At 66.9% G+C, this 23,191-nt stretch carries 25 protein-coding genes and 1 pseudogene; 18 read left to right on the forward strand and 8 right to left on the reverse strand.

All coding sequences use genetic code 11. The features are described from left to right. Positions 1-91: 91 nt before the first annotated feature. The 3 genes and pseudogenes from P3L18_RS08260 to P3L18_RS08270 form a co-directional block, all read right to left on the reverse strand. A complete protein-coding gene (locus P3L18_RS08260) occupies positions 92-1,174 on the reverse strand; it encodes a hypothetical protein (RefSeq protein WP_276113849.1) in 1,083 nt (360 codons plus the stop codon). 166 nt (positions 1,175-1,340) lie between these two features. Continuing rightward, positions 1,341-1,889: a hypothetical protein gene (locus P3L18_RS08265; RefSeq protein ID WP_276113850.1), complete on the reverse strand. Its 549-nt coding sequence runs from the start codon at positions 1,887-1,889 to the stop codon at positions 1,341-1,343. A 142-nt stretch (positions 1,890-2,031) separates the two neighbouring features. Continuing rightward, positions 2,032-2,238 (reverse strand): annotated as a pseudogene (locus P3L18_RS08270) (hypothetical protein); the annotation flags it as partial. Positions 2,239-2,830: 592 nt separating this feature from the next. Between P3L18_RS08270 and P3L18_RS08275 the strand changes: the two are divergent. Together P3L18_RS08275 and P3L18_RS08280 are read left to right on the forward strand one after the other, a co-directional pair. Next, complete coding sequence (locus tag P3L18_RS08275; RefSeq protein ID WP_276113962.1) at positions 2,831-3,397, forward strand: nitroreductase family protein; 567 nt, start codon at positions 2,831-2,833, stop codon at positions 3,395-3,397. Positions 3,398-3,579: 182 nt separating this feature from the next. Next, complete coding sequence (locus P3L18_RS08280) at positions 3,580-3,792, forward strand: hypothetical protein (protein WP_276113852.1); 213 nt, start codon at positions 3,580-3,582, stop codon at positions 3,790-3,792. Between the two features lie 443 nt (positions 3,793-4,235). On the opposite strand, the gene P3L18_RS08285 is transcribed toward P3L18_RS08280, so the two are convergent. After that, positions 4,236-4,742 carry a TetR/AcrR family transcriptional regulator gene (locus P3L18_RS08285; protein ID WP_276113853.1) on the reverse strand — a complete coding sequence of 169 codons (507 nt, stop codon included), beginning with the start codon at positions 4,740-4,742 and terminating at the stop codon, positions 4,236-4,238. Between the two features lie 129 nt (positions 4,743-4,871). Between P3L18_RS08285 and P3L18_RS08290 the strand changes: the two genes are divergently transcribed. After that, positions 4,872-5,582 carry an SDR family NAD(P)-dependent oxidoreductase gene (locus tag P3L18_RS08290; protein WP_276113963.1) on the forward strand — a complete coding sequence of 237 codons (711 nt, stop codon included), beginning with the start codon at positions 4,872-4,874 and terminating at the stop codon, positions 5,580-5,582. Between the two features lie 204 nt (positions 5,583-5,786). On the opposite strand, the gene P3L18_RS08295 is transcribed toward P3L18_RS08290, so the two are convergent. The 4 genes from P3L18_RS08295 to P3L18_RS08310 all read right to left on the reverse strand — a co-directional run bounded on the left by P3L18_RS08295 (position 5,787) and on the right by P3L18_RS08310 (position 8,240). Next, positions 5,787-6,050, reverse strand: coding sequence for a hypothetical protein (locus P3L18_RS08295; RefSeq protein WP_276113854.1), 264 nt, complete (start codon positions 6,048-6,050; stop codon positions 5,787-5,789). Beyond that, positions 6,047-6,655 carry a recombinase family protein gene (locus tag P3L18_RS08300; RefSeq protein WP_079929574.1) on the reverse strand — a complete coding sequence of 203 codons (609 nt, stop codon included), beginning with the start codon at positions 6,653-6,655 and terminating at the stop codon, positions 6,047-6,049. Before P3L18_RS08300 ends, P3L18_RS08295 begins: the two co-directional genes overlap by 4 nt. A 179-nt stretch (positions 6,656-6,834) precedes the next feature. Further along, entirely contained in the window at positions 6,835-7,722 is an 888-nt protein-coding gene (locus P3L18_RS08305) for a D-hexose-6-phosphate mutarotase (protein WP_276113855.1), read from the reverse strand. 80 nt (positions 7,723-7,802) lie between these two features. After that, a complete protein-coding gene (locus tag P3L18_RS08310; protein ID WP_271355633.1) occupies positions 7,803-8,240 on the reverse strand; it encodes a DUF1622 domain-containing protein in 438 nt (145 codons plus the stop codon). A 101-nt stretch (positions 8,241-8,341) separates the two neighbouring features. Between P3L18_RS08310 and P3L18_RS08315 the strand changes: the two genes are divergently transcribed. From P3L18_RS08315 to pdxT, 15 genes are all read left to right on the forward strand, one after another. Then, complete coding sequence (locus tag P3L18_RS08315; RefSeq protein WP_276113856.1) at positions 8,342-9,781, forward strand: carboxylesterase family protein; 1,440 nt, start codon at positions 8,342-8,344, stop codon at positions 9,779-9,781. A gap of 81 nt (positions 9,782-9,862) precedes the next feature. Further along, complete coding sequence (locus P3L18_RS08320) at positions 9,863-11,398, forward strand: glycosyltransferase 87 family protein (RefSeq protein WP_276113858.1); 1,536 nt, start codon at positions 9,863-9,865, stop codon at positions 11,396-11,398. Then, a complete protein-coding gene (locus P3L18_RS08325) occupies positions 11,326-11,739 on the forward strand; it encodes a TIGR02611 family protein (protein WP_079929578.1) in 414 nt (137 codons plus the stop codon). The genes P3L18_RS08320 and P3L18_RS08325 overlap by 73 nt, the downstream gene beginning before the upstream one ends. Positions 11,740-11,855: 116 nt before the next feature. After that, positions 11,856-13,925 (forward strand): threonine--tRNA ligase, encoded by a 2,070-nt coding sequence (thrS, locus tag P3L18_RS08330; RefSeq protein ID WP_079929579.1) that lies wholly within the window; start codon positions 11,856-11,858, stop codon positions 13,923-13,925. Next, positions 13,918-14,541, forward strand: a complete 624-nt coding sequence (locus P3L18_RS08335; protein ID WP_079929581.1) for an HIT domain-containing protein — start codon at positions 13,918-13,920, stop codon at positions 14,539-14,541. Before thrS ends, P3L18_RS08335 begins: the two co-directional genes overlap by 8 nt. 28 nt (positions 14,542-14,569) lie before the next feature. Further along, positions 14,570-15,256, forward strand: coding sequence for a phosphatidylinositol phosphate synthase (gene pgsA / locus P3L18_RS08340; RefSeq protein WP_208791059.1), 687 nt, complete (start codon positions 14,570-14,572; stop codon positions 15,254-15,256). Positions 15,257-15,270: 14 nt separating this feature from the next. Continuing rightward, positions 15,271-16,206 (forward strand): phosphatidylinositol mannoside acyltransferase, encoded by a 936-nt coding sequence (locus tag P3L18_RS08345; protein ID WP_079929582.1) that lies wholly within the window; start codon positions 15,271-15,273, stop codon positions 16,204-16,206. After that, the gene (locus P3L18_RS08350; protein ID WP_276113859.1) at positions 16,203-17,327 is read left to right on the forward strand and encodes a glycosyltransferase family 4 protein; all 1,125 of its coding nucleotides are present in this window, start codon (positions 16,203-16,205) and stop codon (positions 17,325-17,327) included. Before P3L18_RS08345 ends, P3L18_RS08350 begins: the two co-directional genes overlap by 4 nt. A 24-nt stretch (positions 17,328-17,351) precedes the next feature. Further along, positions 17,352-17,891, forward strand: coding sequence for an NUDIX hydrolase (locus P3L18_RS08355; RefSeq protein WP_276113860.1), 540 nt, complete (start codon positions 17,352-17,354; stop codon positions 17,889-17,891). A gap of 129 nt (positions 17,892-18,020) precedes the next feature. Then, positions 18,021-18,980 (forward strand): pyridoxal 5'-phosphate synthase lyase subunit PdxS, encoded by a 960-nt coding sequence (pdxS, locus tag P3L18_RS08360; RefSeq protein ID WP_276113861.1) that lies wholly within the window; start codon positions 18,021-18,023, stop codon positions 18,978-18,980. A 94-nt stretch (positions 18,981-19,074) separates the two neighbouring features. Continuing rightward, positions 19,075-20,121, forward strand: a complete 1,047-nt coding sequence (locus P3L18_RS08365; RefSeq protein ID WP_346348424.1) for a protein phosphatase — start codon at positions 19,075-19,077, stop codon at positions 20,119-20,121. A gap of 77 nt (positions 20,122-20,198) precedes the next feature. Beyond that, entirely contained in the window at positions 20,199-20,900 is a 702-nt protein-coding gene (locus P3L18_RS08370) for an FHA domain-containing protein (protein ID WP_253193938.1), read from the forward strand. A gap of 222 nt (positions 20,901-21,122) precedes the next feature. After that, positions 21,123-21,563: a LuxR C-terminal-related transcriptional regulator gene (locus P3L18_RS08375; protein WP_276113862.1), complete on the forward strand. Its 441-nt coding sequence runs from the start codon at positions 21,123-21,125 to the stop codon at positions 21,561-21,563. A gap of 96 nt (positions 21,564-21,659) precedes the next feature. After that, positions 21,660-22,514, forward strand: a complete 855-nt coding sequence (locus P3L18_RS08380) for an acyl-CoA thioesterase II (RefSeq protein WP_079929589.1) — start codon at positions 21,660-21,662, stop codon at positions 22,512-22,514. Next, positions 22,511-23,122 (forward strand): pyridoxal 5'-phosphate synthase glutaminase subunit PdxT, encoded by a 612-nt coding sequence (gene pdxT, locus P3L18_RS08385; RefSeq protein ID WP_276113863.1) that lies wholly within the window; start codon positions 22,511-22,513, stop codon positions 23,120-23,122. The genes P3L18_RS08380 and pdxT overlap by 4 nt, the downstream gene beginning before the upstream one ends. Positions 23,123-23,191 lie beyond the last annotated feature (69 nt).

Raw genomic sequence — 23,191 nt, forward strand, 5'->3', positions numbered from 1 at the left:
CGCGCTCACCACGCCTCCTGGCCGCAACCGACACAGTCACCGATCTACACAACCGACCCGATTAACTGAACGGTATTGCCGCTAGTCCCAGTTAGCCCAATATCAGTTGCTCTATTGTCGGTGAGTCGTAGGCGTCCTCAGCGAACCCTCCGGTCTCCATCGAGTGCTGCGAGAGCACTTGGAGGATCTGGCTCTCGTCATCAGTTGATAGCGGATTGGCGACGTCGACCGTGAGTTCGTTCTTGATTGGGTGTTCTTCGTAGTCGAGAATGCTGAACCTCTCCTCGGTCAGCGCTACGGCGCTTGCACCGAAGCGCACGTAAGGAACGCCCGCGTGGGTGACGACAGGGCAGGCCAGCAGTCTCGCAACTATGCCGCAGGCGACCTCGTTGATGTAGCCAGGTGTCGCAGTCTCGCCGAGTCCGGTGGCCTCCAGATGGTCGTTGATCGCGCGGCACGCGCAGTAGAAACGATCGAACAGCGTAAGTTGCTTGAGCCTGATCCGCTTGAGGTCCTGTGTGGGCGTGCGCATGTCGGGGGCAGCCTCGGTGCCCGAATCGTCATTTCCGGACGCACTGGAGTAGATGAGGAGATCGACCTCGCGGAAAGGCGTCGAGACCAAGGCCTGGCGCACGGAATCATCTACCAACAAGGAAGTCGAGTACTTCGAGGCATCGAAGTGCAGGTGGTACCAGTCGAGGATAACGAGATTGACGTGAGAAAAGCCGTCGAGGTCGTACGCAAGTCCAGATTTATGGTTGATCAGCTCGGTTAAGCCAGCGCGGAAATCAGACCAATGGTGAGGCTTGGTGACAATACCGGTGAGGTTCCTAGTCTTGACCTTTCCATCTGGGTCGGTGACGACGATGCCGGTCGCGACCGAGAGAGTCTCGACGTCGTCCTTATGGCGGTGCCTGCCGCCTTCCCAGAGTGATTCCATGTAGCCCGGCAACATGTGCAGGCGGGCGTGAGACTCGTCGGGGAAGAGCTGGGTGATTTCGACACCGATGGGTATCGAGTCAGCCGCCCAATGCAGAGCGAAGTCTGGTCGTTCACGGTCGGTGATTCCGTCGAACTCGCCGACTCGATACGCGAACTCAAGCAGTATGCGTTCTTGAGTTCGCTTTCGCTCTTCGGTCGTCATATTTGCGAAGGGATTCTTCGGCTGCTCCATAGATCGGACGTTAGCCGTCGGGAGGCGTGTGCGTGCCGGGCATGGGAACTTCGGGACAGCACTGCACCGCCCCTCGATACCGTCGAGGTGTGCGGCTTAGTGAGGCCACACGACGACGCCCCGGCTGATCCTCACAGTCGGGGCGTCGTGCTGTCTACGGTCGGCGCTAGAGCAGCGCGGGTATCACCTTGAAGCTGCCCGGCGTGCGGCCCGAGCGGATCGACGCAAGCGCGAATGCGCGTGCCTCGGGCTCGTCTTCCTGGAGCCACAACGCCCGGTCAACGTCGGCCTGAGTCGCGGTGCCGTTGATGAACAGGTGCCGAGCAAGGCCCGAGATCGAGCCCCAGCAGTTCGCGATGAGACGCGGGACGTCTTCGGGTCGCGGGTCACCGCTGGCGCGGACGACTCGCTCATCTTCCCGGCCGGATGCGGTGAGTACCCGGCGCAGCGTGCCCGACGTCGGCGGCCCGCCATGTCGCCAGTACGCCTCGGCGTACGGGCCGGTGAACGCGATTCTTGCCGCGTTGACGCCGGGGAACTGCTCGGCGGCGAGGGTGCATTGCCCGAGGTTCCTGGGGTGGTCGGGCGTGAGGGCCACCGTGCCAACGGTGTCGCCGAGCACCGTCGCTGTGATGGCGTGACCTGCCTCGTGTGCGCAGATCGCGAAGCGCTGCTTCTCTTCTGGGGTGATGTCGCGGAGCCGGAGCTTGCCCATCAGGTTGTCCTATCTGTTCGAGGAGAGGTGGCGATCCCGACACCCGGGGCGGCCGGTCCGTAACCAGCACCGCCCCGGGGTGGGTTGGGGCGGTGGTGAAAGGAGGAAAGGGCACCGCCCCATCAGTGACTCGCCGGGTGGTCTAGGTGAGCCAGGCGGTCGCGACGGCCGTTTCCCAGCCGACGACGACAGATCGCTCGGCGATCGCGATGAACTCGTTGTTCTCGGCGCTGATGGTCTCGCGGACCGCGACCTCGTCGCGCCACCCGTAGGTCGGGCTGGTGGCGATGAGCGCCTTGCCGAGGCCATCGACGTAGCCGCCGCCGATGACCCACGTATGCCCGAGCGGCCCCTCGCGCAAGTGAGCCGTACCCTGTCGTCCCTAGTCCGTCCAGTTCGGGGGAGTCGTCGTTAATGATCTCGGTCGATCTTCCCTGACACGTTCCGCTGACGCCGCGCACGAGGTTCGCGGCCAGCTGGAACTACTTTGAGCTTGAGCGCCTGGACCGCGCGTGCTTCATCGATCACCGCTGTCTCGAATTTCCTTTCGGCAGCGACGCCGAAGCGGATGCAGAGATACTCAGCGTCTACGCACCCTCAGGGAGGGTGCGTCCCACGCCGGTGGCGGCCGAATGCCGTAGCGGGAAACGCCGACTGGCGTCCGGTGGCTGACTCTGCGGCGACGACGGCCGATCCACGCTCGCTTCCTTTGCATGCTCGCCCACGACTGTTCAGACGGAACGACGGTCCCGGCCCTTCTCCACCCACGAACTCGACCCGGGTCGATCGTCTGGGCGGTGCTCGTCATGCGTTGCGCTATTCGGTTGTGCACAGGGTGGATCGGGGTCGAATGCCGTGGGTCAGGGGCTACGCCGCAAGTACACGTCTCCGGGGTTCTTGGGCCCGTGGCGTCGTGGGTGCCTCAGACTGTGGGTATGGCTATGTGCAAGGTTCCTGCCCGTCCGGAGGTTCATCCGGCGTTGGCCACGAGATTCAGTCCGGTCGCGTTCGATCCAGACACGACCGTGAGCACCGGTCAGGTCGACACTCTGCTCGATGCCGCCCGCCGGGCGCCATCGGCGGGGAATTCGCAACCGTGGATGTTCATCGTCGCGCACCGGGGCGACGGTGTGCATCGTCGGATCGTTCCGCATCTAGCGCGTAGTTCGACGGCGTGGGTGCCCGATGCCTCACTGTTGGTAGTGAACCTGGCGCAGGTATACGTCGAGGGAACGACCGACTGGGAGTACTCGGAGTTCTCCCGATATGACCTGGGGCAGGCGGTGGCGCACATGATCATCCAGGGTCTTTCGGTCGGGTTGGACGCGCATCAGTTCCGTGCGTTCGACCGGGACGCGATCGCGGCCGAGTTCGAGGTTCAGCCTCACTTCGAGGTCACCTCCATGACCGCCTTCGGCCTTGCCGCGCACGCCGCCGGAGAATTGTCGGCACCGGGGACCAGTCGGGAGCGCGCGAGCATTGATGAGATCACTTGGGCGCGTGAATAGATCAGCGAACGGTCACGACCCTCGCCCACGGGTCGTCACGACGGGGGCGCTGTGTGATGCCTACGTGTGACGATCTCGATGCGGATGATCAGTGCCGGTGACAGCGACAAGTACCTGCTGCGCACGGTCGCTGTGGCGGACGGCGACAGGTCGCTCTCACTCCGTTGACGAGGTACTACGACGTGACGAGGCACGACAACGCTGAGGGCACACCGCCCGACGTCGGCTCGCCGGCGGCGTCGCCGGGCTCAGGAGGCGGGCAGATCGTGGAGGGTGATCAGGTCTCTGAGGTTGCGCTGCAACTTCGGTTCGGCATGGGCGGCGACCCGATCGCTGGCAAGCCTCTCGGGTCGCGCCTGCCCCGATTGCCGGCCGACCGCGGGGCGGGTCGCTGAGCGCATGGTGGGGCTTGGGCCCCTGCGCTCGGACCAACGTCGATCGCTGGACGCGACAGGAACTCACGCCGTATGACTTCACGTTCTCGATCCCGAAGTCCGCGTCCGCGTCGTGGCGGTCGCGAACGCTGGCACGCAGACCCTGATCGGGCATACGGAGGTTGCAGGAGGTGGTTGCGTCTCACGGAGCGGGAGGATCGCCGCGGCCCCCGCTCGTGATGCCCGCGCTTGTGATGCTCTCGGCCGACCCGGAACCTTTGCCGCTGCTGAAGAGCACACCGGTCCCCGCGCATCAGTGGGGAATCTCGATGTTGCGGTCACCGCGGCACAGCCCATGATCGCTGCCTTGCTTCGCAGCCGCGTGTGAGGGTTCCACGGCCGCTGAGGCCGAGATTCGATTCGAGCTGCACGTAGTTCAGTAGTGCTCGATTCAGGGGTGCTCGTCACGATGGCCGAGACGGGTCGAGCAGATGTGCAAGGTGATCGGCCGCGAGTGTGCCGTCGGTCGTATTGAGAGCGGGCAAGTCGAGGAAGTGCCGAGCGATGGTGATGCCGAGAATGCTGGCGACGACCAGGGCAGCGCGGAGATCGGCGTCATCCGCCGAGGAAGTCGCGGCAAGGACGTCGGCGCGCTCCTGGAGGTAGTCGCGCATCACACCGGTGGCCTCAGGGGAGGTGAGCATTGATCGCATTAGCGCGCGGGTCGCAGGCGCGAGATCGCGCATCCGTCTTTCGAGGACAACGCTGATATGAAGCGCAACCTCCGTGTCATCGAGTTCGTCGACCGGCTCGACAGCGAGCGCGAACAGCGCCTTTTTCGATCCGTAGTGCTGAAGAACGAGGGATGGATCGACACCCGCCCGCCGGGCGATGCCACGAATGGTTGTGCCGTCGACCCCGTGGTCGCCGAATTCTTGCTGAGCCGCCCGCAGGATCTTCGATGCCGTCACGGCTCGACGCTCGGCTCGGGTTTTCGGTTCACCCATGGATTCACTCTACAAGCGATGAGTGAGGTGTACTGTTGACTCAACAGGTGATGAGCCAAATGCTCGACTGAGGAGGCAGACATGGATGAGCAAATGACAACGGGGGCACTTACCCATGAGTCGGTGCTGGTGATAGGTGCCTCTCGCGGACTCGGCGAAGCGATCGTGGAGGAGTACACGACCCGTGGCGCGCACGTCATGGGTACTGCGCGAGGCGCAGCGCCGACGCTTCTGCACGACTTCGCCCGCCGCTCCGATGGACAGGTGGAGATCGAACACGTCGATATCGACGACCCGACACAGCTCGCCGCGCTCGCCGAGCGCCTGGCTGGGCGAGTCTTCGACCTGCTCTTCGTCGTCGCAGGCATCTCGCTTGCGCCGATGAACGAGATCGCGGCCGATATCGCCGACAAGGACTTCGGGCGGATGATGCAGACGAACGTTCTGAGCGTCATGCGCACCGTGGAACGTCTACAGCACCTGGTACATCCGACAGGGACCATCGCAGTCATGTCCTCCGGGCAGGGCAGCGTCACCAACAACACGTCGGGAGGGTTCGAGGTGTACCGCGCAACAAAGTCGGCGCTGAATCAGATGATGCGAAGCCATGCCGCTCGCCACGCCGACGAGAGGAGAGCGCTGCTCCTGATGGCGCCGGGTTGGGTCAGAACCGATCTTGGTGGGCCGAAGGCTGCGCTCGAAGTGTCCGAGGCCATCCCACCGCTGATCGACACCGTCGAGGCACAAAGGGGTATACCCGGCCTCCGCTACCTCGACCGCCACGGCGACGCTGTCCCTTGGTGACAACGTCTGGTGACAACGTCTGGTGGCAAGCCCTCAATGCTGTTCGGAAGCAACATTGTTCGTCGTTCACTCCGCGGGATCGTCGGAAACGTCGACGTCATCGACTGATCCCCGATAAATTCCCATGGCAAGATCTGATGGGCCGAACCACGACGAGCTCGGAACCCGCCGCCGCCGCGTCGATGCGATGAGGCCGCGGCGATCTCAGCGCCGCGGATGCCGACTGTAACCGTATAGCGCTGCGCGATAACCACGTTCGTAACTTTGCGTGATCTGGGGGATCTCGCCGGCGGCCAACGCCGCCGTCGCGTGGTTGACCGCCCAGGCACGCGGCAAGGTCGCGAGGTAGTCCGATGCCTCGTCGTACCCGCGCTGGAATTCCGCCTCGTCGAGGGTGGGGTCGCTGATCGCCGATTCCGGCGGAATGGCGGTCGGGAAGGCGAGTACGCGGGAGTTGCTGGTGGTCATCGAGTGGTCCTCTTCTCGGCGAGAGTTCGGTACAGGGTGGCGCGGCTGACCCCGAGGGTCGTGGCAATGGTCGGAACGGGATCCCCGTTGTCCCGCATGCGTTGTGCGAGTTCGACCTGTTCGTCGGTCAGCACACGGGGGCGTCCGAGCGGGGAGCTGCCGCTGTGTCGGGTCGGCCTGGGTTGGGTTCGTTGGCGTGTTCGGGCGGCCTCGTCGTTCACCACCGCCAGTGAGGCGAGGACGCCGACGAGTGTCGCTCCGACGTCGTCGTCGGTACGCAATCGCTCGCGAATCGAGCGGACACCGATGCTGCGGTCGTCGAGGGTGCGCACGGTCGACAGCAACTCAGGTGTGCTGCGTCCGAGCCGATCCATCCCGACGACCACGACGGTGTCACCGGAGCGGGCGTAGCCGAGCAGCGCGTCGAGCCCCGGGCGGTGTGCGGTGGGGGAGTCGTGGCGCGAGTGATCGGAGTACACGCGCTCCGGGTCGACACCGTTGTCGATGAGCAGATCGATCTGCTCATCGAGTGCAGGGGAATCCGAACTTTCCCGCGCGTAACCGAGGAGCATCCCGGGTTGCGCTCCCGGATCGGTGGTGGGCATGCCGACGAGGCTATCTCAAAAGACGAGTTACCGAGACGAGACACGCAGTGAGATATGAGACCGCAGAGGCGTCAGCAGGTTCTACGCCGGATCGGTCTTCGAAGACAGTGTTTTACGGACACGGCCCAGCGTGAGGCGCATCGGTGGATTATGAGACTTACGAGATTCGATACCCAGAGTTATGAGACGGGCGTGACGGAGATGGTCTGCCACATGGAGTGGGTGGCCCCGGCGGGAACCTCGACGACGTCGGGGCCGGCATTGGCCGTCTCGACACACACGAACTCGCGCCAGTGCGGACCGACGTCGGCCATGCCCGCGGCAACGTCGGCGCCGGGATTCCAGACGACGGCCGTGCGCGCCTGGCGTCCACGGATCTCGATGACCCGACCGAAGCCGGGGTCGACGATCCGGTAGGTGCCGCCCGCCCCCGGGTACAGGCGGTCGCTGCGCGCAGGGGAACTCGGCAACGTCCATTCGCCGTGCTGCGGATGGATCGCGCCGCCGTCGAACTTGTCGGCATAGGTCAGCCCGGCCAACCCCTCGACGCGGACATCAGCGACATCGGAGACGCGAAAGTAGTTGTGCAGAGCTTCGGTGAGCCGCGCAGGCGCTGTGCCCGGGTTGTGGGTGTGGATACCCTGCTCCAACGTAGCGCCGACCTGCACGGTCATCGACAGGCGCAACTCGAGCTGGTCGAGTCCCTCTGGTGCCAACGAGATCTCGACTTCGCCGGTCTCGGTGACCACCGCTCCGGTGATCGCCCACCGGGCGGTGCGCGCGTAACCGTGCGAGGGAACGTCGCCGGTCTGGCCCTCGCGAGCGAAATAGGGCCAGCAGACCGGGATTCCGCCGCGGATGGGCGTCGGCAGATCGGCCAACACCGGGGACACCCACACCGCGTCGTGAGCCGACCCGAAAGGCCGGAACGACACGACCTGCCCGCCGAACACCGAGATCGCCGCCTGCGCGTGCGGCGTCTCGATGAGGTGGGCGTCGAGCCCGTGAACGGTGCCCCTGCGGACCCCGTGGGAGTGCTGCATTGCGTCGTCACCCGATGTCGTCACCGACTCAGCGTCGCACGCCTGTCGCCATGGCGCCCGTTGCCCGGTGCACGATCACCGACCCGAGACCGCGCCGCACCTCGTCACGGCCCCGGTTCATCCGCCCGCGCCGCATGCGCCCGTGATGCGCGCACATCCGCGGCGACGGCATGTCCCATCAACTGGCCACCACTGGTGAGAAGCGCACGCCGCCAAGGCAACACGCCCTCGATCTCGATCTGGATCGACATCGACAGGATCGTCCGGATAAGCACCACGATGCCGAGGATCAGGGCGTCGGTGATCGACGGCTTGGACGTGATGGTGCGAATCAGATCGGCGGCCACGAGGATCTCGAGGCCGAGCAGGATCGCCGAACCGAGGGTATTGCGCAGGGTGGCGAATGCGGTCGCACCACCCTCGTCGCGACGCAACGATCGGACGCTGAGCACCACCGCCACCACGAACCCGGCGATCATCGCCACCGCGCCGATCACCTCGAGGGTGACCGCGACTCCGGAGAAGACCCTCTCGATGTCCATTGCTGGAGAGTAGTGCCGCGTCCGGGCACTCACCAGCGCATCGGTATCGCGAATGCGGTTCTGCCGAGCCGACCCCGGACATGGGCGTAGCGTCGGCGGGTATGACCCGCGCTGATGTTCACGCCCCCGTCGTCTCGATCGCCGGCGGCGCAGTCTCCGGCAGCACCACCGATGGGATCTCCGCATTCCTCGGAATCCCTTACGCCGCACCGCCGGTCGGGCCCGATGCGTTTGCCGCACCCAAGCCTGCACCGTCGTGGGACGGCGTTCGGGACGCCACCGCCTACGGCCCGACCGCACCGCAGGCGCCGTACCCCGCACCGATCGCCGCGCTCCTCGACAACGTCATCGTCGACGGCGACGACTACCTGAACCTCAACGTCTGGACTCCGGACCCGGGCGGGGCCGGGCTGCCGGTGATGGTGTGGATTCATGGGGGTGCTTTCACCCGCGGTTCCAACCGGATCACGATGTACGCCGGGGACACCTTCGCCCGCGATGGCGTCGTCTGCGTCGGCGTCAATTACCGGCTCGGCACACCGGGATTCGCTTCGGTCGCCGGCGCTCCGGAGAACCGCGGGCTGCTCGATCAGATCGCCGCGCTGCGGTGGGTGCGGGAGAACATCTCCGCATTCGGCGGCGACCCCGACAACATCACCGTCTTCGGCGAGTCCGCCGGCGCCATGAGCGTCGCCTCGCTGCTGTCCTCGCCACGGGTGGACGGACTGTTCGGACGGGCGATCATGGAGAGCGGCAACGGCAATGCGGCCGCCGACCCCGCCGATGCGCGCAAGGTCACCGACCGGCTCGCGGCGCTGCTGCGCGTGGACGCCACCGCCGACGCGCTCGGTCAGGTCTCCGGCGACGAACTGCTGAAAGCGCAGACCCAGGTCGCACTCGAACTCATGTTGGCCCCCGATCCGCAGGTATGGGGTGAGTCGATCGTGAAGGTCGGCCTCGGCATCATGTCGCAGTTCCCGGTGATCGACGGCGACGTGCTCACCGCGCGGCCGGTCGACGCCATCGCGGCCGGTGCGGGCGCCTCGGTGCCGTTACTCGCCGGCTGGAACGCCGACGAGTTCCGGTTCTTCATGGTGGCCACCGGTGGGGCGTCGGCGGTCACGGAGGAGGGGGCGGCGGCGATGCTCGGCTCGACCGACGGTGGTGCCGAGTTCCTGCGGAACCGCCTCGACGCGGGCGTCAGCCCCGGTGACGCGCTGAGCGAGGCCCTGAGCCGCGCCGCGTTCTCCGGCCCGACCACCACGATCGCCGAGGTGCGCGGTAGTGCTCAGGGAGAGCGGGCCTCCACCCATCTCTACGAGTTCGGATACGAGAGCCCGCAGGGGGACATCCGCGCCGGGCATGCGGTCGAGATCCCATTCGTCTTCGATCACCTCGACGAGGCGCACGCGCTCGTGGGCCCCGAACCCGACCAGCGGATCGCCGACGACATGCACGCCACGTGGGTACGGTTCGCCACCTCGGGCGATCCCGGATGGTCCCCGTACGCCGCCGGCGGCGAGATCCGCCGCTTCGACTGACCACGTAACCCGCTCACGTCGTCGGCGTGTCCGGGGCCCGCAGTCCTCTGATCGGCCCAGGATCGTCGTACGGTGTTAGCCATGCCGAGCAGCGCGACCCTCGTCGGGCGGCAACCCCGCTCCGTCGGGTGGGGACTGGTCGGTCTTGCCGCGATTGCGGCCATCGCGGTGTTCGTCTGGCAGATCACCGTCATCCCGATGCACAACCCGTTCTACGGCTTGTTGCACAACGGAGTGGACCTGCGGGTCTATCGCGCCGGCGGCCACACCGTCGTCACCGCGGCGCCGCTCTACCATCACTCGCTGATCGCCGATCTGGACTTCACCTATCCGCCGTTCGCCGCGGTGCTCTTCGCGCCGCTGTCCCTGGTCGGATTCGCCACCGCAAAACTGTTGTGGTGGGCGGCAATCGGCGTCGTGCTGGTGATCACCGTGCTCCTCGGGTTCCGCAGTCTGGGCTACCGTGCCGACGCACGACTGTGGACGTTGTCGGTGCTGCTGGCCATCGCCGTCACCGCGCTCGAACCGGTCCGCACGACGATCTGGCTAGGCCAGATCAACGTGTTCCTGATGTTCCTGATCCTCGCCGACCTCGTCTTCTGTGACCTGAACCGCCCGAACTCTCGCGTCCGGGGGTTCTGGGTCGGCATCGCCGCGGGGATCAAGCTCACCCCTGGGTTCTTCGTTCTCTATCTGCTCGCTCTGCGTCGCTGGCGCGCCGCGATCGGGGTGGTCGTGGGCTTCGCGGTGACCGTCGCGGTTGCCTTCGTCGTCATTCCGGGCGACTCCCGCGACTACTGGACCACCTACCTCGGGGCGGCCGACCGGGTGGGTCGCGTCGATTCACCGGCCAACCAGTCGATCAACGGCTTCCTCTCGCAGTTGCTCGCCTATTTCGGTGCGACCTCCTTCCGTCACCCGTATGCCGACGGCGGGACCGTGTTCGAGGCACCCACGTGGATGTGGGTGCCGGTCGCCGCGGTGGTCGTGGTGGCGGGCCTGTGCGCAGCGGTCCTCGCCTATCGCCGGGGCTGGCGGTTGTTGTCGGTGACCATCACCGGCATGACCGCGGCGGCGGCATCGCCGTTCTCGTGGGGCCACCACTGGGTGTGGTTCGTGCCGTTGCTGATCGTCGCGATCGACGTGGCCTACCGAGGCACTCTCGCCGACCGCCGGCGCCTGTGGTGGTGGGTCCTGCCGGTCGCGTTGGTTCTCGCCACGTTCGCCTGGTCGTACAACTGGTGGACCAGCGGGCGCTACCAGAGTTCCGATCACGCCATCGCAATCGGCGTGTTCATGATGCCGCGCTGGCCGAACGTGCATTGGTACGACGGTGCGGCCGTCGTCTTCTATTCGGGTGCCTACGTCGCGGTGCTGCTCGTCACCATTGCGGTGACGCTTGTCGTGGGCCTCTCCCGACGCCCGGTATCCGACGAACTCGACATCGATCGGTACCCTGGCGGCACGCCGGACGACGACGACTCCGGCGATCACACGGATCGAACCGACAATCGGGATCGACCAGAGCAGGACGGGAGCCGACAGTGCGGGCGTGGGAACGACTTCGCATCTGGGGACGGCAACGCCGCTACATCGTCCGGCGCGACCCCCGACTGAATCTGACCTACCGGATCGGCGTCGGCGTGGTCGGCGCGGTCGTTCTCGCCGGCGGAATCGTCGCCATCCCGTACCCCGGGCCCGGTTGGCTCATCGTCTTCCTCGGTCTAGGCATCCTCGCGTCGGAGTTCGAGTGGGCGCATCGGTTGCTGCGCTTCGCCCGCGGCCGCTACGACGCCTGGCTGGAGTGGATGAAGCGCCGGCACTGGTCGGTGCAGGGGATGTTCGGGCTGGCCACGTGTGTGGTGGTGCTGGCCTCACTGTGGGTGCTGGGCGTGTTCGGAACGGTCGCGGGATGGTTCGACGTCCACGCCGACTGGGCCCAGAGCCCGATCCTGTGACCCGCGGCCCATCCTCCGGCACGCCCGCGTACCCGGCGCGGATACGATCGACCACGAAATCGATAATTCGGCGGCACCGGCGACCGGTGCCGCCACATGTGTGAGGAGCGTTCGCCGTGCCCGACGATCTCAAGGTGAGTTACCCAGCCACGATCCGTGTGCCTGCTGGGACCACCGCGGGCACCGCGCTGCGTGAGCACGATCTGCCCAACAAGGGGCCGCAGGCGATCGTCGTCGTCCGCGACGCGGCCGGCGACCTGCGCGATCTGTCGTGGACCCCGGAACTCGACACCGACGTCGAGCCCGTCGCCGCCGACACCGAAGCCGGTCGCAGCGTGATCCGGCATTCGACCGCCCACGTCCTCGCGCAGGCCGTGCAGGAACTGTTCCCCGACGCCAAACTCGGCATCGGTCCGCCCATCAAGGACGGCTTCTACTACGACTTCGACGTCGCCGAGCCGTTCACCCCCGAGGATCTCACCGCCCTCGAGAAGAAGATGAAGCAGATCATCAAGTCGGGCCAACGGTTTTCGCGTCGGGTCTACGCCTCCAAGGACGAGGCCCGGATGGAACTGGCGAACGAGCCGTTCAAGCTCGAACTCATCGACGACAAGGGCGCGGCCGCCGACAGTGAGGTGATGGAGGTCGGCGGCGCCGAACTCACCGCCTACGACAACCTCAATCCCCGAACCGGAGAACGCATCTGGTGCGATTTGTGCCGTGGTCCGCACGTGCCGACCACCAAGTACATCGCGGCGTTCAAGCTCACCCGCAGCTCGGCGGCCTACTGGCGCGGCGATCAGGACAACGCCGACCTGCAGCGCATCTACGGGACCGCCTGGGAGTCTGCAGAGGCGCAGGACGCGTACCTGAAGATGCTCGCCGAGGCCGAGAAACGCGATCACCGCAAGCTCGGCGCCGAACTGGACCTGTTCAGCTTCCCCGATGAGCTCGGTTCCGGCCTCCCGGTCTTCCACCCCAAGGGTGGGATCATCCGCAAGGAGATGGAGGACCTCTCCCGGGCCCGTCACGTGGCGGCGGGGTACGAGTTCGTCAATACGCCACACCTGACCAAGGGGCACCTATTCGAGGTTTCCAAGCACCTCGATTGGTACGCCGACGGCATGTTCCCGCCTATGCACCTCGATGCCGAGTACAACGAGGACGGTACTGTCCGAAAGCCGGGGCAGGACTATTACGTCAAGCCGATGAACTGCCCGATGCACAACTTGATCTTCCGGTCCCGGGGTCGCTCCTATCGGGAACTTCCGTTGCGGCTCTTCGAGTTCGGTTCGGTCTATCGGTACGAGAAATCGGGCGTGATTCACGGGCTCACGCGTGCTCGTGGCTTCACCCAGGACGATGCACACATCTATTGCACGCAAGAGCAAGTGGTCGAAGAGCTGACCACCACCCTGGAGTTCGTCCTGCAGTTGCTCACCGACTACGGCCTCGACGACTTCTATCTCGAGTTGTCGACCAAGGACCCCAAGAAGTTCGTCGGTTCGGATGAGCTGTGGGCACAGGCAACCGAGACCCTGCGCGAGGTCGGCGAGGCGTCGGGACTCGACTTGGTGCCGGATCCGGGCGGAGCGGCTTTTTATGGCCCGAAGATCTCGGTGCAGGCCAAGGATGCACTCGGCCGCACCTGGCAGATGTCGACCCTGCAGCTCGACTTCTTCGAGCCGGAGCTTTTCGAGCTCGAGTACACCGCGCCGGACGGCACCAAGAAGCGTCCGGTGATGATCCACCGTGCGTTGTTCGGCTCGATCGAACGATTCTTCGGCGTACTCACCGAGCACTATGCGGGCGCGTTCCCGGCGTGGTTGTCGCCGGTACAGGTGGTCGGCATCCCGGTCGCCGACACCTTCGCCGATCATCTGCAAGGCGTCGTCGACGACCTCAAGAAACGCGGAATCCGCGCGGAGGTCGACTATTCTGACGACCGCATGCAGAAGAAGATCCGCACCCACACCACCGGAAAGGTGCCGTTCATGCTGCTCGCGGGCGAACGCGATGTCGCCGCAGGCGCGGTGAGTTTCCGCTTCCGCGACGGAACCCAGGTCAACGGCGTGCCCACGGCGCAGGCGGTCGAGACGATCGCCGAGTGGATCGGCGCCCGTCGCAACGATTCGCCGACCAGTGAGCTCATCGCCGCCGGGGCGGGTGGGGACCACGATGGCTGAGGACCGCGGAGCCGACCAGCCGAGCGCCAACGAGCAGAGCACCGACGAGCAGATCCGGGACTGCGGCACCGGCGATCCGGATCGGTTGCAGCGGTTGTGGAGTCCGCATCGGATGACCTACATCACCGCCGACCCGCCGGCGACCAAGTCCACCGGGCATCCGTTCCTCGACATCCCGACGATGACCGACGAGGACGGGTTGATCGTCGCGCGCGGTGAGCACGTCTACGCGGTGCTCAACCTGTACCCGTACAACCCCGGGCACACGATGGTCGTGCCGTATCGGCAGGTCGCCGACCTGGAGGCGTTGACGCCGGGGGAGTCGGCCGAGCTGATGGCCTTCACCCAGCGGATGATCCGCACCATCAAGTCGGTCTCGAACCCCAACGCGTTCAACGTCGGTTTGAACCTCGGTTACGCCGCGGGGGGATCGTTGGCCGAACACCTGCACCAGCACATCGTTCCGCGCTGGGTGGGGGATGCGAACTTCATCACGGTGGTCGGCGGCGCGAAGGTCATGCCGCAATTGCTGCGCGATACCCGTCACCTCCTCGCGGAGGCGTGGGAACGGTTCGGTGCAGGTCAAGGGCTCGGTGAGGGGCGGGGCGAGCGGTGAATCTCGATCGGGGAGAAGGAGCGCATCGGTGCTGAGCATCCGGGGCCGCGCGTCGGTGTCGAAGGTGACGCTGCCCATCGGGCGGGCGTTGCTGCGCACCGGACTCACCCCCGACATGATGACGCTCATCGGCACCGTGGCCTCGGTGGCCGCGGCGCTGACGCTGTTCCCGATGGGGCAGTTGTTCTGGGGCACGATGGTCATCTGGCTGTTCGTGATGTTCGACATGCTCGACGGTGCGATGGCGCGAGCCCGCGGTGGTGGCACCCGTTTCGGGTCGGTGCTCGACGCGACCTGCGACCGGATCGCCGACGGCGCGATCTTCGCCGGACTGGCCTGGTGGTGTGCCTGGACCCACCCGCACCAGCTGCTCTTCGTCGCCACCCTGATCTGTTTGGTGACCTCTCAGGTCATCTCGTATGCGAAGGCCCGCGCCGAAGCTGCCGGCCTCGACGGCGACGGCGGTCTCATCGAGCGACCCGACCGGCTCATCATCGTGCTCGTCGGGGCCGGATTGACCGGACTGGGTCTGTGGTGGGCCATCCATGTTGCGATGTGGTTGCTCGCGGTCGGCTCGGTCATCACCGTCGGTCAGCGCATGTGGTCGATCGCGGCGTCACCCGGCGCGCGTGAACTGATCCCGATGGCCGCGGCAGCCGCCGATTCCGACGGGCCGGACGGGGCCGGAACCGAACCCGGCGCGGACGCCCGGTGAGCGGGTCGACGAGGGTGGGGTCAGCACTCGAGCGGCTGTCCGCGGGTGCCGCCGACCTCGGCTATCGGGCCGGGTGGGCCGGTGTCCGCCATGCTCCGGACGGACCGGCGCGCGCCGCCTTCGACCGGGCCGGTGCCTTCGCCGGGCGCCGCAATGGCGGACCGGAGCAGTTGCGCCGTAATCTCGCCCGGGTCCTCGGCACCACCGGCGCCCAGGTCCCCGACGACCTCGTCGCCGATGCGATGCGCTCCTATGCGCGGTATTGGTACGAGGCCTTCCGTCTGCCCGCGCAGGACCTGGCGGCCACCGCCGAGACCGTCGTCGTCCCACCCCCTGATCAGGCACGACTCGATGCGGCTCTCGACCGCGGCAAGGGTGTGGTCCTGGCGCTGCCGCACTCGGGCAACTGGGACATGGCGGGCGTCTGGCTGGTGCAGAACCGCGGGAGTTTCGCCACCGTCGCCGAACGACTCAAACCGGAATCGCTGTTCCGTCGGTTCGTCGACTACCGGGAGTCGTTGGGATTCGAGATCTTTCCGCTCTCCGGCGGCGAGCAGCCACCGTTCGGCCTGTTGGCCGAGCGCCTTCGCGCCGGCGGAATCGTGTGCCTGCTCGGCGAACGCGACATCGCGCGCCACGGCGTCCCGGTCACCTTCTTCGGCGAACGCACCCGCATGCCTGCGGGCTCGGCGCGGCTGGCCATCGAGACCGGAGCCGGCTTGTTGCCGGTGCACCACTGGTTCACCGACGCGCCCGGCTCGCAGATCACCGTCAGCAACGAGATCGACGTATCCGTCGGTGTCGAGGCCGCGACCCAGGCGCTCGCCGACACCTTCGCCGAGAACATCGCCGCACACCCCGCCGACTGGCACATGCTGCAGCCCCTGTGGGAAGCCGACTGGTCGGAGCGCCAGCGTGATCGGGTGCACGGGGCCGGGGAGAGCACATGAGGATCGGCATGGTGTGCCCGTACTCGTTCTCCGTCCCCGGCGGAGTGCAGGCGCACGTCGCCGAACTCGCCGCGGTGTTCATCGAACGCGGACACCATGTCAGCGTGATCGCCCCCGCCGACGGTGACACCGACCTACCCGACTACGTCGTCTCCGGCGGCCCGGCGCTCGCCATTCCCTACAACGGCTCGGTATCGCGGGTGAACTTCAGCCCCAACGGATATCGACGACTGCGTCGCTGGATCGCCGACAACCACTTCGACGTGTTGCACGTCCACGAACCCAATTCGCCGAGCCTGTCGATGATGGCACTGATGGTGGCCTCCGGGCCGATCGTCACGACATTCCACACATCGACGTCGAAATCGTTGTGGCTCAGCACTTTCCAAGGCATGCTGCGGCCCTATCACGAGCGCATCTCGGGCAAGATCGCGGTCAGTGAACTGGCACGACGATGGCAGATGGAGTCGCTGGGTTCCGACGCGGTGGAGATCCCCAACGGCATCAACGTCGGATCGTTCGCCGACGCCGAACCCCTCGACGGCTATCCGTGGCCGGGGCGTACGGTGCTGTTCCTCGGTCGCTACGACGAGCCCCGCAAGGGCATCGACATCCTCATGCGCGCACTGCCCACGGTGGTGGAGCAATTCGGCGACCTGCGGGTCCTCGTGGTCGGCGGTGGTAACCAGAAGGCGTTGCGTCGCCGCGCCGGAGATCTCGCCGACCACCTCGTGTTCCTCGGTCAGGTCGACGACGCCACCAAGGCCCGCGCGCTGGCCTCGGCCGAGGTGTACTGCGCGCCGAACCTCGGTGGCGAGAGCTTCGGCATCGTGCTCGTCGAGGCCATGGCCGCCGGCGCGGCGGTGATCGCCAGCAAACTCGACGCGTTCCGGCGCGTGCTCGACGACGGCCGGGCGGGCCGGCTGTTCACGGTCGGCGCCGCCGACGAACTGGCGTCGGGACTGATCGAACTACTCGCCGACGACGACGCCCGCGCCGACCAGGTGCGGGCCGCACGTGCCCGCGCGGCCCGCTACGACTGGTCGCGGGTCGCCGATCAGATCATGCGCGTGTACGAGACCGTCACCGTCGGTGCCGGCCCGGTCGTGGTGTCGGACTGACGTCGTGCCGCACGAACCGAGGGGGTGGAGGAGATGTCGGCGTTGACGATCGTGGTGGTCGTGATCGTCGTGGCGATCCTGGTGATCATCGGTGCCTGGGCCTACAGTCGCGCGAATCGGCTCGACCGGCTCAACGTCCGCGTCGACCTCGCCTGGCAGGCGCTGGAGGCGGCACTGGAGCGTCGAACCGTGGTGGTGCGGGTACTCACCGCGTGGATGGAGGACTCCGGTGATCCGGAGATCGCCACCGCCGCACGGCACCTCGCCGCCTGTGCCGACGCCGCCGAGCACGCTCCGCGCGCCTCCCGCGAGGATGCCGAGAATGCCTTGTCCACGGCGCTGAGCAGGGTGGACCCGTCGGTCCGTCCACCGGGACTGATCGCCGAATTGGCCGACGCCGAGACCCGGGTGATGATGGCCCGCCGCTTCTACAACGACGCCGTCCGCGACACCCTCAGCCTGGCCGACCGCTTCCTGGTGCGGTTGTTGCGCCTGGGCGGACGCGCACAGCGACCCGAGTATTTCGAGATCGTCGAGCGGGTGACCCCCGGCACCGCCGACTGAGCGGAGTCGGCCAAACCGAGGTGTGTGGCGAGTGCGCCGGACACCTCACCTATCCTGGTGGGACGCGCTGCGCAGCCGAGGGCTGCGCCGTCGCCGAGACTCGAAGAACCGCGAATCAGGAGACCTCCAGTGAGCCAACCCCAGTCCGGGACCACCCCCGGGTCTGATGCGACGTCCGCGATCAACGGACACCACGGCACCCCCGAGTCCGGACAGGGCACCGCGCGGGTGAAGCGGGGCATGGCCGAGATGCTCAAGGGCGGCGTGATCATGGACGTGGTCACCCCCGATCAGGCCAAGATCGCCGAGGACGCCGGCGCGGTCGCGGTGATGGCGCTCGAGCGTGTGCCCGCCGACATCCGTGCCCAGGGTGGCGTCTCGCGGATGAGTGATCCGGACATGATCGACGGGATCATCGCCGCGGTATCGATCCCCGTGATGGCCAAGGCCCGTATCGGCCACTTCGTCGAGGCCCAGATCCTGCAGAGCCTCGGCGTCGACTACGTCGACGAGTCCGAGGTGCTGACCCCGGCCGACTACGCCAACCACATCGACAAGTGGGCGTTCACGGTGCCGTTCGTCTGCGGTGCCACCAATCTCGGTGAGGCGCTGCGCCGTATCACCGAGGGAGCGGCGATGATCCGGTCCAAGGGTGAGGCCGGCACCGGCGACGTCTCGAACGCGACGACGCACATGCGCAAGATCCGCGACGAGATCCGCAGGCTCAGCTCGCTGCCGACCGACGAGCTGTATGTGGCCGCCAAGGAGCTGCAGGCGCCCTACGAGCTGGTTGCCGAGGTCGCGCGGGCGGGCAAGCTGCCCGTCACCTTGTTCACCGCCGGTGGCATCGCGACCCCGGCCGATGCGGCGATGATGATGCAACTCGGCGCCGAGGGCGTGTTCGTCGGATCGGGCATCTTCAAGTCCGGCAACCCGGCGCAGCGTGCGGCCGCGATCGTGCAGGCGACGACCTTCCACGACGACCCCGACGTGCTGGCGAAGGTCTCGCGCGGACTCGGTGAGGCGATGGTCGGGATCAACGTCGACGACATCCCGGCGCCGCACCGGCTCGCCGAACGAGGTTGGTGACCGTCCTGACCGCGAGTATCCGTCGACCGAACGGCTGTTTTCCGGTGTGGTCCGACGCTATCCGGCGAGGTCTCGCCGGTAGGATCTGCTGACCATGGATTCGGTGAGCATCGTCCGCGACGAGGCGACCTCGGGCACCCACTTCGTGGAGGATCTGCGTCTGGAGTGGGCGGTGCGTTGCAGCGTCGGCCGGGTGCGTGAGACCAACGAGGACGCTGCTCTGGCCATGCCGGGAAAGTACCTGCTGGCCGACGGTATGGGCGGGCACGACAGCGGGGAACTCGCCAGTGAGGCGGCGCTGCTGACGCTGTCGGCTGCCACGAGTGCCGGCGAGCTGATCGAGACGCAGAAGGCCCTCATCGACCTCCTCGACGAGGCGCAGGCCCGGATCTCCGACATCGAGACCTCCTCGGAACGCCGCGCGGGAACCACGACGACCGGTGCGGTGCTGGTCACCGTCGAGGGCGAGCCGCACTGGCTGATCCTCAACATCGGCGACTCGCGCACCTACCGGTTCCAGCACGGCACCCTGCAGCAGCTGACCCGCGATCACTCGCAGGTCCAGGACTTCATCGATGCCGGGTTCCTCACCCCCGAGGACGCCCGCACCGATCCGCGCCGCAACGTGATCACCCGAGCGCTCGGCGCGGGCATGATCGAGCCCGTCGCCGACTACTTCAGCACCGTCGCGTTGCCGGGCGACATCCTGCTCATGTGCTCGGACGGTTTGACCGGGGAACTACCCGACGACGAGATCGCCCGCATCCTCGGTGACGCCGGCGGCGTCGTCGACGCCGCGGACGAACTCGTCGACGCCGCACTGGAACTCGGCGCTCACGACAACGTGACCGTGATCGTCGTCGAGGTCCACGAATCGGTCCCGACCATCCGGATGCCCGCCGTGAACGGCGACGCGGACGGTGCTGAGGGCGACGGCGCTGGGGTCGACGGCGCTGCGGCGGACGACGCGGGGGTCGACGGCACCGCGATCGACGGGGCGGCTGTCGAGGAGACAGGAACTCACGACGCAGGGGCCCAGGACGCAGGGGCCGAACAAGCGGAAGAAACGGTGGCCTCGGAAACCGTGGCCGACGGGACCGCAACCGACGGGGGCGACGTGGAGCCCACGCCGGAGAAGTGATCGGGGTCGGATGAATGATTCCTGAACCGCGACATCCGGGGTCGGAGCATTCGGGGAGCACTCCGGTGCCCCCGGGAATGACCTACGTCGAATACTGCGGTGAGCGCTATCCGTTGATGGGTGACCGACGATTCACCGTCGGGCGCGAAGCCGACCTCTCCGTCGACGACAACCCCTATCTGCATCGCCGATTCCTGGTGCTGCACAACGAAAACGGACTGTGGTGGCTCACCAACCTGGGCACCCACCTCTCGGCGAGCGTGTCGGCCGGCGACGTCGGGTTCTCGGCGACCCTCGGCCCGGGTGCTCGTATGCCGCTGGTGTTCGGCGAGACGACGATCGTGTTCACCGCCGGCCCGACCACCTACGAACTCAGCGTCTACGCCACGGCCCCACAGGTGCGCCCGCTCACCGAGCAGTCCTTCATCGGCGGTCGCACCACCCAGGGCGTCCCGATGCTCACCGAGAGCCAGAAACTGCTCATCGTCGTGCTCGCGGAAGAGATCCTGCGGCGCGAGGGCACCGGGGCCAGCGCGATCCCGTCGTCGGCGAAGGCGGCCGCCCGGTTGGGGTGGCCGCTGACGAAGTTCAACCGCAAACTCGACAACGTCTGCGACAAGCTCGATCAACTCGGGGTCAGCGGGATGCGCGCCGGGGGCGGCAAGCTCGCCAGCAACCGCCGCGCCCGTCTGGTCGAGTACGCGGTCGCCTCCCGCATCGTCACCCGCGACGATCTCCCGCTGATCGACGCCGAAGCCGCGCGCAACGCCGCGAGCTGATGTCGGGGCCCGTTCCCCCTTCCTGGGGAACGACGCATGGGTAGTCGTGGCAACAACTCCTCACCGGCTCGAAATTACCCCTTCTGACCTGCGCTTATCCCATGGGTAGTTCTACCCATGGGCAGGGGAGTTCTCCCCATCGACCTCCCGTCGGATCGCTCATAACGTCTTCTGCATCGGGGCAACGGAGCCCAACGCATGACGCGAATCCAGGAGGACACCATGACCGCAGTCGTTTCCCACATCCCCGCCAGTCAGCTCGCCCAGGCCGCTCGTCGCCGCGCCGAGGCCGACCGTCGGCGTACCGAGGCGCTCGCGCGCCTCGCGGCCCGCCGGATGCCGTTGCCCGGTCAGCAGCCGATGCCGGCCGGCCCGCACATGCGCCTGGTTCCCGAGGCGCCGCAACCCGTCGAGGAGGCCGCCGCTCCCGAACTGCCCCGGCCGAGCCTGACCAACCGCGAGATCGAGGTGCTGCGCACCTGGCTGATGGTGGACTCGAAACCCGCTGTGGCGCAGGAGCTGTTCATCTCGCTCGGCACCGTCAACACCCACCTGACCCGCATCCGCGCCAAGTACGCCGAGATCGGCCGTACCGCGCCGACCAAGGCGGCGCTCGTCGCGCGCGCCGTTCAGGATGGTCTGGTTCGTCTCGACGAGCTGTGAGGAATCCGGGCACCCGGTGCCCACGGCGTCCGCGCGGCGAGCCGTCTGCGCAGGCCCTTTCGAGTGTCGACGGAACGCATACGGGATACTGGTCGGGTGGCAGAGATCGAGGACGTCCTCAGGGTCGAGCGCATCGAGACCGACATCTATCGGGGCGGGGCCTTCGAGAGTCAGCTCCAACGCACCTTCGGCGGACAGGTTGCCGGCCAGGCGCTGGTCTCGGCGACACGGACCGTCTCCGACGAGTTCTCGGTGCATTCGCTGCACGGGTACTTCCTGCGGCCCGGCAACCCCGACATTCCCGCGGTCTTCCTCGTCGACCGCATCCGTGACGGCCGTTCCTTCGTCACCCGTCGCGTGACCGGAATCCAGAACGGCGAGGCCATCTTCACGATGTCGGCGTCGTTCCATGTCACCACCGACGAGGGCATCGAACATCAGGACCCCATTCCGCCCGCACCGGCCCCCGAGGACCTGCCCGACCGGCACGTCCTGGCCGGCGACGACGAAAAAGCGGTGTTCAAGGAGTGGGACAACTTCGACATCCGCATCGTTCCGGCCGACAAACTGGTCACCTCACCGTTCTTCGTCGCCCAGCAACGGGTGTGGTTCCGATACCGCAAACCGTTGCCGGATGATCAGACGATCCACGTGTGCACGTTGGCCTACATGAGCGACATGACCCTGCTCGGGTCCTCAAAGGTGCCCCATCCCGGCGTCGAACCCCAATCGGCGTCCCTCGACCACGCGATGTGGTTCATGCGAAACTTCCGCGCCGACGAGTGGCTGCTCTACGACCAGACGTCGCCGTCGGCGGGTGCCGGGCGCACCCTGACCCAGGGCCGCATCTTCGACCGGGCCGGACGGATGGTGGCCGCGGTGACCCAAGAGGGCTTGAGCCGGACCGGGCGCGTGATGCCCGCCGATCAGCACGCCCGGCAGAACCGGTGAGCGGCGCCCGACCTCGGATCGGGGTGCTCGCGCTCCAAGGTGACGTCCGCGAGCATCTCGCCGCGCTGACCGGTGCCGGCGCGCAGGCGTCCGCAGTCCGACGCCCGACCGAACTCGACCGGGTCGACGGTCTGGTGATCCCCGGTGGCGAGTCGACCACGATGAGCAAACTCCTGGGGATCTTCGAGTTGTACGAACCGCTGCGCGAGCGGCTCGCCGAGGGCATGCCCGCCTACGGCTCGTGCGCCGGGATGATCCTGCTCGCCTCCCATATCCTCGACACGCGACCCGACGCCCGGCATCTCGATGCCCTCGATATCACGGTGCGCCGCAATGCTTTCGGCCGTCAGGTCGAGTCCTTCGAAACCGACCTGGACGTCGAACACATCACCGAGGGCGGACCGTCGATGCGTGCGGTGTTCATCCGCGCGCCCTGGGTGGAGAAGGTCGGCGCCGACGTGGAGGTGCTCGCCCGGGTGCCCGGCGGCCCGGCCGCCGAGAGGGTCGTCGCGGTGCGGCAGGGCAATGTGCTGGCCACCTCGTTCCACCCCGAGGTGACCGGTGATCGGCGGGTGCACGCGCACTTCGTCGACATGGTGCGCGGTTGAGGCGGGTGGCGCGTCGGTAGAATCGATCTCCGACGTGTTCGACGAGTAGTGACGTGTTCCACAGAAGTC

Source organism: Gordonia sp. N1V (genome assembly GCF_029269935.1).
GTDB classification, from domain to species: Bacteria; Actinomycetota; Actinomycetes; order Mycobacteriales; family Mycobacteriaceae; genus Gordonia; species Gordonia polyisoprenivorans.

Excerpts from the sequence above, each read along its gene's own strand:
- P3L18_RS08315 (WP_276113856.1), top strand. The coding sequence starts at position 8,342 with ATGACCCGCGCTGATGTTCACGCCCCCGTCGTCTCGATCGCCGGCGGC.
- P3L18_RS08365 (WP_346348424.1), top strand. The coding sequence starts at position 19,075 with ATGGATTCGGTGAGCATCGTCCGCGACGAGGCGACCTCGGGCACCCAC.
- P3L18_RS08275 (WP_276113962.1), top strand. The coding sequence starts at position 2,831 with ATGTGCAAGGTTCCTGCCCGTCCGGAGGTTCATCCGGCGTTGGCCACG.
- P3L18_RS08320 (WP_276113858.1), top strand. The coding sequence starts at position 9,863 with ATGCCGAGCAGCGCGACCCTCGTCGGGCGGCAACCCCGCTCCGTCGGG.
- P3L18_RS08300 (WP_079929574.1), bottom strand. The coding sequence starts at position 6,655 with ATGCCCACCACCGATCCGGGAGCGCAACCCGGGATGCTCCTCGGTTAC.
- P3L18_RS08310 (WP_271355633.1), bottom strand. The coding sequence starts at position 8,240 with ATGGACATCGAGAGGGTCTTCTCCGGAGTCGCGGTCACCCTCGAGGTG.
- P3L18_RS08375 (WP_276113862.1), top strand. The coding sequence starts at position 21,123 with ATGACCGCAGTCGTTTCCCACATCCCCGCCAGTCAGCTCGCCCAGGCC.
- P3L18_RS08260 (WP_276113849.1), bottom strand. The coding sequence starts at position 1,174 with ATGGAGCAGCCGAAGAATCCCTTCGCAAATATGACGACCGAAGAGCGA.
- P3L18_RS08265 (WP_276113850.1), bottom strand. The coding sequence starts at position 1,889 with ATGGGCAAGCTCCGGCTCCGCGACATCACCCCAGAAGAGAAGCAGCGC.
- P3L18_RS08290 (WP_276113963.1), top strand. The coding sequence starts at position 4,872 with ATGACAACGGGGGCACTTACCCATGAGTCGGTGCTGGTGATAGGTGCC.
- P3L18_RS08295 (WP_276113854.1), bottom strand. The coding sequence starts at position 6,050 with ATGACCACCAGCAACTCCCGCGTACTCGCCTTCCCGACCGCCATTCCG.
- P3L18_RS08335 (WP_079929581.1), top strand. The coding sequence starts at position 13,918 with ATGGCTGAGGACCGCGGAGCCGACCAGCCGAGCGCCAACGAGCAGAGC.
- P3L18_RS08370 (WP_253193938.1), top strand. The coding sequence starts at position 20,199 with ATGACCTACGTCGAATACTGCGGTGAGCGCTATCCGTTGATGGGTGAC.
- P3L18_RS08350 (WP_276113859.1), top strand. The coding sequence starts at position 16,203 with ATGAGGATCGGCATGGTGTGCCCGTACTCGTTCTCCGTCCCCGGCGGA.